This is a genomic window from Glycocaulis sp. (assembly GCF_050485565.1).
Classification (GTDB): domain Bacteria; phylum Pseudomonadota; class Alphaproteobacteria; order Caulobacterales; family Maricaulaceae; genus Glycocaulis.
Genome location: NZ_JBJHBQ010000017.1, coordinates 1 through 11119, shown reverse-complemented (window position 1 = coordinate 11119; position 11119 = coordinate 1). Strand labels below are relative to the sequence as shown.

The following is an 11119-nucleotide window of genomic DNA, read 5'->3' as shown; positions in this document are numbered from 1 at the left end:
ATCAATTACACCGATCCCTGGGGGCTGAGCCGGGAATGTATCACCAGTTTCTCGGACAAGAATGGAAGCGGCCGCCTTTCCGTGCCTTGCGTGCGGGGAAGCGGCGGGCTGCGTGACGGTCCGAAATCAGGCATGCGTGCAGGCGGCACAGGGTTCTTTAGCGGACATGCAGAGCCACGAGACCCCCTCGTCCTCACACCCATCGCCCTACAAAACGCAGATGGACAGGAGGGGGAGTTGGAGTGCGGGCGCCATGCGCAAACCGGACAGCATTTCTCCCGTTTCGCTGGTGACGTGGTCGGAAGATCAGGGTCCACTGCTGGAGACTGGTTGCGGAGCATGATCCAAAGCGGAGCCGCTCGCACGCTATCAGATTTCAGTCAGAGCATTGGGCGGGAGCTGGTTTGGGCATACTATGTGGACGGTGGGAATGTCCTAATGGGGCCCGCAGTGGTGCAATTTGAGGGACGCGCTTTTATCTCTGCCGCTCGCAATGCATTACCCCCGGGCGCTATGGCAATAGGATACGGGCATACACATGGCTCAAATTTGAGAGCGAGTCCCATGGGTGGTGGCCCTTCCACGCAAGATATCAACTATCCGTTGCCCCATGTTCTCATTGATAATACTTTACAGACTTACTATCGAGACTCTTCCCAAGCGGGGAACCGACACGATTGGCGACCAGGTCCAAGGTTATCAGGCGGATTAAGGTGTAGAGGTGCAAATGAATAACGCTATTTATTGGATCGTATTGGCTCTGATTGCTGATGAACCTGCAATTCAACGGAACCTAGACAATTTTCGAGACATGCACCAATCCATGGCAACATTTGCCTATGAGGCGGGGCGCACGTCCTATATTTTTGGCCCTTTTGCGAATGATATATTTAATTGCGCTGAGCGCGCGCGCGAAATTTCACCGAACATTGGAGAGATTGTTAACTATGGGGTAAAAATAACTCAAAGAGCAAATACTATAACTTACGATTATAATCCACTTTATTATATAGAAGAGCTACATGGGCCATATGAATATGTACGAGCATTTAGTTGCACTAGATACACACATAATGATAGTTTAATTATTTATATGGATAATTGATTTATAAATCGCGACCCACATCCGCAAAACGGGGCATCGGTGTGCTGGCCACCTACACCTACGATAATCTGGGCCGGGTGACTTCGCTCACCCGCGGCAACGAGGTGGTGACCGGGTTCGACTATGACGCAGCCGGACGCCTTGCCGAGCTGACGCAGGATATGGCCGGCACCGCCAATGACCAGACCCTCTCCTTCACCTATAATGCCGCCGGCCAGATCGGGAGTCTCGCATCACGCCCGTCCTCAGCGCTGACGCGCCTGCGGGGGCGTCCCATCGTCGGCGCAATTCCGAACCACTCACCTAGCTCACGCGCCGTAACGGCGACGAGTCCAAAGCCTCCATGTGCCCCTGATCAAACGTCTGCCCGATTTTCCGGTAGGCGAACGCGCCTTTGATCCGTTATCGTGTTTGGGCAACTCTGGGTGGAGGGGGCGCCATGACGGCACCGGCCGGACATCACCGGCGAGGCAGCGAGATCGAGCGCGCTCGGGAACGCTCCGACGCTGGCTATACGCTGGCCGAAGTCCTCATCGTTCTTGTCATCATCGCGCTCATTGTCGGGCTGGCCACGCCTGCCCTGATGGGGCGCTTAGGCGTAGCGCAATCCCGCACCGCCGAAATCCAGCTTGAGAACCTTGCCACCTCGCTGGACCTGTTCCGGCTTGATATCGGGCGCTATCCAACCACCGAAGAAGGGCTCGCTGCGCTGGTCGCGCCTACACCTGCCCTAGAGGCACGATGGGCGGGGCCTTATGTGCGCCGGGGCGAGTTGCCGGATGACCCCTGGGGCCGCCCCTATATTTACCGTGCCGCGCCGGGCGGCGGGTTCGAGCTGGTCAGTTATGGCCGGGATGGCGAGCCGGGAGGCGCAGGCGAGGACCGCGATATCGTGGTCGTGCTGGAACGGTGATGTCTGCAATTGAGGCAGAACTGGATATTGACGGGCGGGCGCGCCGGGCACTCGCGTCTGCGGGGCTGGATGCAGGCGGACTGCAACGCGTCAGGCAGGTGTGTGGAACCGGCGCTGAACGCCCCGTCATCGCGGCGGCGCGCCTCGGGCTTGTCGATACGCTCCGGCTGACCGAGCTGCTGGCAAACGAGTACGCGCTTGAGCGCCCTAGGGGCGAAGTGGTCCCCGGCACTGTACCGGCAGACCTTTCTCCGGCCTGGCTACGGCGCAAACGGATGGCCGTTCTTCAGGCGGGGGATGAACACGCCCCCGTTATCGGCGTGGTGGACCCTTCCGACGATGATGCCCTGCGGGCCTGCCGGTTTGCTGTTGGGGGACTCACGAAGTTCGTGGTGCTGTCACTTGATGAGTGGAAGCAATGCCAGGATGAGCCGGGCTCAGCCAGCGTGCAGGATCAGCGACAGGACAGGGATAGCGAGACCCTTGCCGATCTTTCGCGCGGTGCCCCTGCAGTCCGGCTGGTGGAGGAGACTCTCGCATCAGCCAGGCGTGCGGGCGCCAGCGACATCCATTTCCGGCCTCGCGAGGACGGCTTCGAAGTCCTGATGCGGGTGGACGGGGAGTTGCAGCTCCTGCGCACCGCACCATTGCATCTTGCCGGGTCTGTTGCTGCCCGGCTGAAGGTCCTGGCGGGCCTCGACCTTGCCGAGCGGCGCGCGCCCCAGGACGGACGCCTGAGCTTTACCGTAGATGGCTCCGTTATCGATGCGCGTCTGTCCACGGTCCCCAATGTCTGGGGTGAAGGCGCGGTCGTTCGCCTGCTCGGTCGCAGCGAGGCTTTGCTAAACTTTGACGGGCTGGGCTTTTCTGCCCGGCAGACCGACACGGTCGCCAGCTGGCTCGCAGCCCGTTCCGGCCTGATCATGGTGGCCGGACCGACCGGGGCCGGCAAGACCACCACGCTCTATGCCGCGATCAATGCGCTGCGCGGCGCGGGGCGTAACATCCTCACCGTAGAGGACCCGGTCGAATACCTGTTTGAGGACGTTTCCCAGACACAGGTTGACCGGGCGGCAGGCGTTGATTTTTCCAGTGCGCTTCGAGCCTTCCTGCGCCATGACCCGGACGTGATCATGGTCGGTGAGATACGCGACGCGGAAACTGCGGCGCTGGCCGTGCGCGCTGCCCTTACCGGGCATCTGGTCCTGACCAGCATCCACGCCGAAAGCGCGCCCGCTGCCATTGTGCGCCTCGTTGATCTCGGTGTGGAGCCGTTTCTGGCGGCCAGCACGCTGCGCGGTGTCGTTGCCCAGCGCCTGACCCGGCGTCTGTGCTCTGCCTGTGGCGGGACGGGCTGCAGCATGTGTGGAGGAACAGGCCGGCGCGGTCGCATTGGCGTGATCGCGATGATGAGCGTTGATGAGACGGTCCGCCAGGCCATCATGGATGGTGCCGATGCCGGAGCGCTGGCAAAGGCCGCACATGCCCAGCCCGATAGCCGCATGGCCAGCGATGCCGCAGCCAAGGCCGATGCAGGGCTTGTCGACCGGGCAGAAGCCCTCGCCAGTGTGAGTTGAGCCATGCGCCTTGCTTATGAAGCCATTGACACTACAGGGCGCCGGCGCAAGGGCGAGCTTGATGCCGATGGCCCCGATGCAGCGCGGGAAATGCTGGCAGAGCGGGGTCTGGGTGTCCTTTCCATAAAACCCTTGCACGAGACGCGTGGCACTGGCCCTGGCGGCGAGGAGCTGTCTCATCTGGCCGCAGACCTTGCACGCCTGTCGCGTGCGGGTATTCCGCTTGCTTTTGGCATGCGGACGCTGGCGCAGGGACGGACGCGTCAGTCGCGGGCCGCACTGGAAGCAGCGGCGGCACGGCTCGAAGCGGGAAGCGCGATCGGCACAGCCATCCGGGAAAGTTTCGGGGAGCGCGCCCAGGTGCTTGCGGCCATGGCCGAGGCCGGGGAGGCCACTGGCAAGCTCGCGATCTGTCTCGATCTTGCTGCCCGCTACCATGCCTCGCGCGCGGAGTTCCGCCGCAAGCTAGTTTCGGCAGCGGTTTATCCGGCCATTGTGCTGGCACTGACGGCAGCCAGCCTTGGCGTGTTCTTCCTGCTGGTTTTGCCACGCATCGAGATGGCGCTTGCCGATGCGCCTTCCCTGCCAGCACTCACGGCCGGGCTGCTGGCGTTCGGGCGGGTAATGAATGAGTGGGGCGGACTGATCGTAGCGCTTCTGCTGGCGATCCCGCTCGTTCTGATCGTACCGCCGCGTCTGAGGTCGGCCGCACTGGACCGACTTGACCGGGCGCTTCTCGGGCCTGCCGGGCTTGGCATCGTGCGCGACAGCATGGCCAGCGCCTTCTGCAGCACGTTTGCGGTCATGCTGTCATCGGGGATAGCCGTGCCGTCGGCGCTGGCCAGTGCGGCGCGCGCTGTCCCGTCACCGGCTTTTCGCGTCTCAATCGATGAAGTCATACCGGCCGTGCGCGATGGGGAGAGTCTGGCAGATGCCTTCGCGGCAATCGCCTTCATGCCCGCTGCCGTAGTGCGCCTTGCCCGTCTGGCCGAGGAAAGCGGCCGCCTTGCTGACTGCATGAGCGAGGCAGGCACCCTGCTGGACCGGCGCGCCAGGGAGCGCGCAGAACTGGTCGGCTCTCTCGCTCCGACGGGCTTTCTATTGTTTGCCGGCCTTGTCATAGGAACGGTGGTCGCCGCCATCTTCCTGGGACTTGGTGCCATTGCGGACTTCGGGCTGTGATGCGCGAACAGAGCAAACATGATGGTGGCGAGGCAGGCTTCATCCTGTATGAGACCCTGATCGCGCTCACCATCATCGCCATTGCGGTCAGCCTGTTTCTGGCCGGTGCAGCGGCGGTCCTTGGGCACGTGGAACGCGCCAGCCAGCGCGCAGCAGCTGCCCTTGTGGCAAACGATATCGTCGCCGAGCTGCGTCTTGCCAGCAAAAACTGCCCGCAAGACGCTACGGGCGTCCGGGACGGTCTGGCATGGCGGGTGGAAACCGAATGCCTGTCCCAGGCAGAGGCTCCGCTTCATCTGGGGCTGGCGCGCATTGCCGTCACGGTACGCTGGCGCGAGGGCGCGCGTCCCGGCGAACTCCGTCTGGAAACATGGCACTGGGTAAATGATGCGCAATAGAGATGGTGAAGAGGGATATATCCTGCTGGAAACCCTGGTGGCCGTGTCCATCCTTACGGCCGCGGTTCTCGCGGCCGGGCTCAGTATCGCCAATGCCGTTTCGGTGGCGGACCGGGCATCGCGGTCGGCCGCCAGTGTCGATGAACTCAGACAGTCGGTCCATCTGTCCCGAAACGCTGTACGCGCGTGTGCGACGTCCGGCGGGCCGTCCTGCACGATAGGTGCGTCTGGCTGGATTTCTGTTCATGGCAATTCAGGCGAAGTGCGTGCGGCCCACCCGCCGTTGGCCAGCCGTGACTGCCATTTCGACTTCGTAAGCCGTCAATGCCGCCCGCTATGAGCCTTGCAACCCGCAGCAAAGCGTTTCGGGAGGCCCTGTCATCGCTGGCGGCCGGTGTGATCGATGATGCCGGCACATTGGCGGGCCTGAAACCCTTTAAGGGCGAGTACGTCATCATTGACGCCTGGTTGCCGGTACCACGGCTCCGGGCTGCCAGGCGTCTTGTGGCCGCCGATCCCGCAGCCTGGTGCCCCTTACACGAGAGCGAGGCGGTGATAGGCGTTGCAGGTCCGGTAGAGCTGGCTGCCCTGCCGCCCTGGCGTTATCGCGTCGCGATAGCGCGGCGGGTTGATCTTCTCTCACCCGATGGGCGTGCTCTTCGTGAACGCCGTCTCGTTGATGAGGCAACGGGGCTGACCATGACCCTGCCTGCGCCACGGCGATCACTGGCACCCGGAGAGGCTCAGAGGCTTCTGGCTGTTTTAGTCCTCTTCTTGTCGCTCTCGTGGGCGCTGGCCGGCGCGGCCGTGTTTCTGGAGAACTCGGCTGCGGCTACCACAGCATCAGCCCGTGCACTGGCCGTTTCAGCCGGGTCATCACGCGAAGACGCCCGCTCGCACCATGCCGCCGCGCTCCACGACATCATCATACGCCAGGAGGAGGAGCCCGTATCGGCGATCACGATCTCCGGAAGCGAGGTGAGGCTCACTTTGCCGGATGGCAGTGTTCTGGTTCCGGCTGAGTTCGAGAATGGTGCGGCTCAGGGATCAGGAGCTGAGCGCGAACAGACCGGATTGCGAGGAGAGGAGCCATGAGCGCCGCGATGGCTGGCCTCCCGCTTTACCGCCTGGTGCTGATTGGCAGCCTCCTTGTGGCATGCCTTCTTGTAGCTGTACCGGCCTGGCGCCTTGCTGGCAGTACCGAAGCGTTCATCGCGGCGCGCGTGCTCCATGCCTCGGTGGAAGAGCGGGTACAGGGGCGATGCCTTGGAGGTGTTTTCGATGATGTATCCCTGAGCGCGCTCCTTGGAGAACGCTGGGAAGGCGAAACCTCGGTCGTTCACGCGTCGGCTGCCAGCGAGGATGGTCCCTGTAGGGTCCACGACCTGCATCTTGCGGTTCGCACGCACGCAGAAGGGATGGAGCGCATGCTGGCCGATCTCGCCCGGCCCGGCCCGCTCTGGCTCCACGATCTGCAATGCGAGAGCCGGGAAGCCGGGTATTTCGACTGCGCGGTTGAGCTTGAAGCTCATCTGGAGGCGGCACCATGATGGTTCGTCTCCTTTTTGCTTCGGCACTGTTTGCGGTTGTAGCGGGCCTGGCGCTACGCGTGATGCCGCCTGCCCAACCCGGCAACGGAACACGCTCCGCTATCAGCCTGCCAGATGTCAGCGAACCACCCGGCCGCATCCGCCCTGTTCCCGCGACGGGAGAAGCCGGCATGAATGCACTGGTGGACACACAGGCCGACGCGCACTCTTCCGCTTCCGTTTCAGATGTGCCCCGTCTGGTGGGCGTTACGGCGGGACGCGGGGCGCTAAGTCACTTCGAGTATGAGGGCGAGCTTGTCACCGCTGGTTTGGAAGAGCGTATCGGTCCATGGAACGTGCGCGCCATAGATGCTGAAGGCGTGACGGTTGAGGGGCCACAGGGCATGATCCGTTTGCGGGTCTATCCGGCAGAAACCGGTATGGAGGGGGAAGACTGATGCATGGACGCGATTATCTGGTGCTAGTCAGCGCCGTCGCAGCCTTTGCCCTGCTGGCAGGGTGCGCGGCCCGCGAACCCTTTTCCGTACAGCTGGCGCGCTCCCCATTGGAAGCAGCACCCCAGGAAGGCGCCGAAGAGAGCCGGGCAGAAATGCCCGATGCAGCCCCGCGGGATGAACCTCTTCTGCGCTCTCTTGGACGCCCGGTGGCGCAAGGCACTGGCGTCCGCACGGCACATGCCTCCGGCCAGCTGATCGAGTTCGCCTTCGCCGATGCGCCAGCCGGTCAGGTGCTGGAAAGCATCGTGGCTGGGCAGATGGGGCTTGCCTTCATCGCCGAGACAGATCTTGCCATGCGCCTGACAGCGCGCACCCCCGGTCCCGTGCCGGTCTCTACCGCTCTCTCCATCCTGAACCGCGCCGTCAGCACTCATGGTGCCGAGCTGGTTCTGGACGGTGATGTCATCGTGCTGCGTGAAGCTGGCGGATATGCGCCCGCCCGCACCAGCACGCCCAGCGTCGAAGTGATCGCCCTCCAGCATGTCCCCGCCAGCCGCATGGTCACGGCTCTTCAGCCCTTCATCGATAGCAGTGTCCAGCTGTCGGCTGATGACCGCGCCGGGCGCATAACCCTTGCCGGAGCGCCAGAGCGCATTGCCGCCATCCGGGAGGCTGCAAGAGCCCTCGATACGGACTGGATGCGAGCGTTATCCTTTTCCATGATCCGGCTGCGTCATACCGATCCGGACAGTCTCGTTGAGGAGCTGACCGCGATCACCGCGGTGCAGGGCAGCAGCGAGTCACTTGAACTCGTACCCCTCAACCGGCTGCAGGCCGTTCTGGCGGTCACGCGCAGCCAGGCCCAGCTGTTGCAGATTGAGGAGTGGATAGCCCGGCTCGATCAGCCACCGCAGCGCCAGCGGGGTTTTCACACCATCCCCGTTCGCAATGCCAGCGCGGTGGCCCTCGCCGAGGACATTGCCGCCACCCTTCACGAGCGCGGGGAAGGCGAGGCACCGGTACGGGTGCGGGCAAACGAGCAGAGCAATACGCTCATCGTCTGGGGCAATGAGGATGACCGGCGAGCCGTGAGCGAACTGGTGCGTCAGCTCGATATCCTGCCTGAGCAGATCCTGATTGAGGTAACGATTGCTGAAGTCGTTCTGAATGACGAGCTGCGCTTTGGCGTCCAGTGGTTCTTCGACACGCGCGATGGAGGCAGCTTCACCTTTTCCGAGCTGGAAACCGGGCAGGTCTCGTCGCGCTTTCCCGGTTTCGCCTACCGGTTTGATTCCCGCTATGTGCAGGCCGCCCTCAATGCGCTGGATTCCGTCAGCAGCGTTGTCGTCCTTTCCTCGCCCCAGATCGTGACGCTGAATAATCGCCCAGCCACTTTGCAGGTCGGCGATCAGGTACCAGTCATCACCCAGTCAGCGGTAAACGTCACCAATCCCGATGCACCTATCGTCAATAGCGTCCAGTTCCGTGATACAGGGGTCGTGCTTCAGGTCACGCCTCGCATCAGCGGTAACTCGATCATCCTGGAGATCGATCAGGAGGTGAGCGATGTCGCCGAAACGCGAAGCTCAGGGATAGACTCGCCCACCATCCAGCAGCGCCGCTTCCAGACCGTAGTGGCCGCGCGGGCTGGCGAGACGATTGCGCTGGGTGGTCTTATCCGCGAGAACCGGAGCGAGACGCGCAGCGGCGTACCCGGCGCGCGCCGGGTGCCGCTCATTGGCCGCCTGTTCGAAACCGGGGCCGATATCTCGCGGCGCACCGAGCTCATCGCGTTCCTTACCCCGAGACTGGTTTCGGACGCCCGTGATGCGCGCGAGGAGGCGCTGCGCCTCTCACAACGCCTGAGGGAACTCAATGCCCGCAACGTACTTCTTATCGAGGAGTGAGGCCGAGGCCGGCTTCGCGCTCATCAGCGCGCTCTGGTTGTCTCTTGCCCTTGCGCTCATCGGGTCGATGAGTCTGGCGCTGGCCTGGCGCGCGGTGGTCAGGGCCGAGCTTCTGGTGAGCGAGGTTGAAGAGCGCATGACGCTGGAAGGTGCCACGATCCGGGCCGTGCACGAACTCGGACGCCTTCCAACCCAGCCGGTTCCGTTTTCGGCCACCTACACCATCAATGGCCGCGACATCACGGTGGAAGCCCGGCCAACGACCGCATGGCCCAATCTCAACCATATCGACGCGGTATCGCTCGCGGCATTCTTGGAAGTGCTGGGGGCATCTCCATCACGCGCCGCGGCGCTCGCCGACACGATAGCGGACTGGCGTGAACCGGCAGGTTCATCCCGGCTCAACGCTGCCACATTGGCCGATTACGAAGCCGCAGGCCTGCCGCCGCGTGCCCACCGTCCGTTCGAAAGCATGGCCGAACTGGCGCTTGTGGCCGGGCTCTCAGCCGACGAGGCAGAATGCCTCGCAGGGCATTTTACCTTGCTGTCCTCAAGCACCTCTGTTGATCCTGCTATTGCCGCTCATCCGGCCTTTTGGGGCCAGGCATCCGTCCCCGACTATCTATCACACGCCGTGCGCTGGACCTTCACCGCGAGCAAGCACCAGGCCCCGCACGACGTGCGATCCACCATCCTGCTTACATCGGCGCCGGACACCCCAGTGCTGGTGTACGAGTGGCTGGACATTGCGCCTGCGGATAGGGGGCGGTGCTTTGGAGATTAGGCATTCCTCGACCGGCAGGGATCCATCGACCGTCACCATCACAACCTGGTTGGTATGGCCGATAAAGCCACAGATATCGTTGGTCATGGTGCGCATGTTAATCTTGCGGAATCCTGCTAATTCGCACCTGATCATCTCCAAAAAGCGAGAGTCCCTCCACGTTCGGAATTAGAGACACGCCGAGCTTATCCAATTCGGACGAAACCGGATCACGAAACCAAAATAACTTGATCAACTCAAATGCTTCGCGCTCTGTCATCAGCATTAACTCATTTTTACTTTGTAGCGCAATGTTTCCTTCAACTCTTCGTGCAGAAAGAGCGGAGTTCGCTCCAACCCCAAAATAACTTAGCTCCACTTCATATTGCTGATCAGCAACAAACTTTTGGAATCCGATAAAAACTTCACTTAAAATAAATTCTTCTATATGCAAAATAGATCTTCCTTTGCTCACAATGCTGTCGCCATATATAAATATTTGACTAGAATATATGTGAATCTTGTCGTTCTCGTGCAAATGCACAGAGGTCGAGCTTAATGTTGTTTTCATTTTCATCGGGATCAATCCCATCGGGGGTAACCAGGGTGCATAGTAACTACACTGAACCGTCCATTTCCCATTTCTCCCAAAACTAATGTCGCAGCATAAGTGCGCTCTCCGTAACTCTGTCCGATCGGGTGGGTAAAATGTGTCACCCAAATAGTTCGACCCCGAGACACCCATGGCCCGTAATATATAAAGCCAGAATTCTGATTATTGACGATCGCCGCCGCAAGCAAAGCAACAACGTGTTCGTCAGAGTTTGTCTGCAGTAGGGCAGGGTGAAATGTACTGATCGCAGTGCCACCATCTCCGTGCCTTTCTGTGATATGGCCCACATTGCCAGAAAACAAAACTATATGCTCAACGCCATGCTCTCTCAACATCGAGTTAATGGGTATTGATACTATAATTTCATTTTGCATCCATCCAATATCCCGCAGGAAGAACGATTGGTTGTGATGTGATGCAAGATTCTGAGAACTTCGCTGCCCGGGAACCGTGCATTGATCGTTGTTGAGCGGTCCGCTGCATTGGAAGGACGCTCCATGATTTTCGCCATTCCCGCCGCCTAACCAGCTTCGCCCTCTTGAGCCTGTTCCATAGAAGTTATCGCATATGCCGATGCATTCGGTTCCAAGCCTTGAGCAGTCGAACCCCGCATCGCGGCTTATGTTCGACCCCGTGCACATTTTGGAGAGCCCCCACGGATCGGTATAGTTCAC

General features: G+C 61.2%; 12 protein-coding genes. 11 read left to right on the top strand and 1 reads right to left on the bottom strand.

Annotation, left to right across the window (positions count from 1 at the left end; translation table 11 throughout):
• The first annotated feature begins 727 nt into the window (after nt 1–727).
• From ACQ5ID_RS13745 to ACQ5ID_RS13695, 11 genes are all read left to right on the top strand, one after another.
• Entirely contained in the window at nt 728–1105 is a 378-nt protein-coding gene (locus tag ACQ5ID_RS13745) for a hypothetical protein (RefSeq protein ID WP_371393161.1), read from the top strand.
• Between the two features lie 439 nt (nt 1106–1544).
• Entirely contained in the window at nt 1545–2018 is a 474-nt protein-coding gene (gene gspG, locus ACQ5ID_RS13740; protein ID WP_429912991.1) for a type II secretion system major pseudopilin GspG, read from the top strand.
• Nucleotides 2018–3595 carry a GspE/PulE family protein gene (locus ACQ5ID_RS13735; protein ID WP_429912990.1) on the top strand — a complete coding sequence of 526 codons (1578 nt, stop codon included), beginning with the start codon at nt 2018–2020 and terminating at the stop codon, nt 3593–3595. The genes gspG and ACQ5ID_RS13735 overlap by 1 nt, the downstream gene beginning before the upstream one ends.
• A 3-nt stretch (nt 3596–3598) precedes the next feature.
• Nucleotides 3599–4777 carry a type II secretion system F family protein gene (locus ACQ5ID_RS13730; protein WP_429912989.1) on the top strand — a complete coding sequence of 393 codons (1179 nt, stop codon included), beginning with the start codon at nt 3599–3601 and terminating at the stop codon, nt 4775–4777.
• Nucleotides 4777–5175, top strand: a complete 399-nt coding sequence (locus tag ACQ5ID_RS13725; RefSeq protein ID WP_429912988.1) for a type IV pilus modification PilV family protein — start codon at nt 4777–4779, stop codon at nt 5173–5175. The genes ACQ5ID_RS13730 and ACQ5ID_RS13725 overlap by 1 nt, the downstream gene beginning before the upstream one ends.
• Nucleotides 5162–5515 carry a PulJ/GspJ family protein gene (locus ACQ5ID_RS13720; RefSeq protein WP_371394216.1) on the top strand — a complete coding sequence of 118 codons (354 nt, stop codon included), beginning with the start codon at nt 5162–5164 and terminating at the stop codon, nt 5513–5515. The genes ACQ5ID_RS13725 and ACQ5ID_RS13720 overlap by 14 nt, the downstream gene beginning before the upstream one ends.
• Nucleotides 5512–6270 carry a hypothetical protein gene (locus ACQ5ID_RS13715; RefSeq protein ID WP_371394213.1) on the top strand — a complete coding sequence of 253 codons (759 nt, stop codon included), beginning with the start codon at nt 5512–5514 and terminating at the stop codon, nt 6268–6270. Before ACQ5ID_RS13720 ends, ACQ5ID_RS13715 begins: the two co-directional genes overlap by 4 nt.
• Nucleotides 6267–6725 carry a hypothetical protein gene (locus tag ACQ5ID_RS13710; RefSeq protein ID WP_371394212.1) on the top strand — a complete coding sequence of 153 codons (459 nt, stop codon included), beginning with the start codon at nt 6267–6269 and terminating at the stop codon, nt 6723–6725. Before ACQ5ID_RS13715 ends, ACQ5ID_RS13710 begins: the two co-directional genes overlap by 4 nt.
• Nucleotides 6722–7162: a hypothetical protein gene (locus tag ACQ5ID_RS13705; RefSeq protein WP_371394211.1), complete on the top strand. Its 441-nt coding sequence runs from the start codon at nt 6722–6724 to the stop codon at nt 7160–7162. Before ACQ5ID_RS13710 ends, ACQ5ID_RS13705 begins: the two co-directional genes overlap by 4 nt.
• Nucleotides 7162–9069 (top strand): secretin N-terminal domain-containing protein, encoded by a 1908-nt coding sequence (locus ACQ5ID_RS13700; RefSeq protein WP_429912987.1) that lies wholly within the window; start codon nt 7162–7164, stop codon nt 9067–9069. Before ACQ5ID_RS13705 ends, ACQ5ID_RS13700 begins: the two co-directional genes overlap by 1 nt.
• Nucleotides 9038–9853 (top strand): hypothetical protein, encoded by an 816-nt coding sequence (locus ACQ5ID_RS13695; RefSeq protein WP_429912986.1) that lies wholly within the window; start codon nt 9038–9040, stop codon nt 9851–9853. Before ACQ5ID_RS13700 ends, ACQ5ID_RS13695 begins: the two co-directional genes overlap by 32 nt.
• A 97-nt stretch (nt 9854–9950) precedes the next feature.
• Here the strand turns inward: ACQ5ID_RS13695 and ACQ5ID_RS13690 are convergent, their stop codons facing one another.
• Nucleotides 9951–10409 carry a hypothetical protein gene (locus ACQ5ID_RS13690; RefSeq protein WP_429912985.1) on the bottom strand — a complete coding sequence of 153 codons (459 nt, stop codon included), beginning with the start codon at nt 10407–10409 and terminating at the stop codon, nt 9951–9953.
• Nucleotides 10410–11119: the final 710 nt, after the last annotated feature.

Coding starts and splice junctions, on each gene's coding strand:
- ACQ5ID_RS13690 (WP_429912985.1), bottom strand. CDS start 10,409: ATGAAAATGAAAACAACATTAAGCTCGACCTCTGTGCATTTGCACGAG.
- ACQ5ID_RS13715 (WP_371394213.1), top strand. CDS start 5,512: ATGAGCCTTGCAACCCGCAGCAAAGCGTTTCGGGAGGCCCTGTCATCG.
- ACQ5ID_RS13720 (WP_371394216.1), top strand. CDS start 5,162: ATGATGCGCAATAGAGATGGTGAAGAGGGATATATCCTGCTGGAAACC.
- ACQ5ID_RS13745 (WP_371393161.1), top strand. CDS start 728: ATGAATAACGCTATTTATTGGATCGTATTGGCTCTGATTGCTGATGAA.
- gspG (WP_429912991.1), top strand. CDS start 1,545: ATGACGGCACCGGCCGGACATCACCGGCGAGGCAGCGAGATCGAGCGC.
- ACQ5ID_RS13730 (WP_429912989.1), top strand. CDS start 3,599: ATGCGCCTTGCTTATGAAGCCATTGACACTACAGGGCGCCGGCGCAAG.
- ACQ5ID_RS13695 (WP_429912986.1), top strand. CDS start 9,038: ATGCCCGCAACGTACTTCTTATCGAGGAGTGAGGCCGAGGCCGGCTTC.
- ACQ5ID_RS13725 (WP_429912988.1), top strand. CDS start 4,777: ATGCGCGAACAGAGCAAACATGATGGTGGCGAGGCAGGCTTCATCCTG.
- ACQ5ID_RS13735 (WP_429912990.1), top strand. CDS start 2,018: ATGTCTGCAATTGAGGCAGAACTGGATATTGACGGGCGGGCGCGCCGG.
- ACQ5ID_RS13710 (WP_371394212.1), top strand. CDS start 6,267: ATGAGCGCCGCGATGGCTGGCCTCCCGCTTTACCGCCTGGTGCTGATT.
- ACQ5ID_RS13705 (WP_371394211.1), top strand. CDS start 6,722: ATGATGGTTCGTCTCCTTTTTGCTTCGGCACTGTTTGCGGTTGTAGCG.
- ACQ5ID_RS13700 (WP_429912987.1), top strand. CDS start 7,162: ATGCATGGACGCGATTATCTGGTGCTAGTCAGCGCCGTCGCAGCCTTT.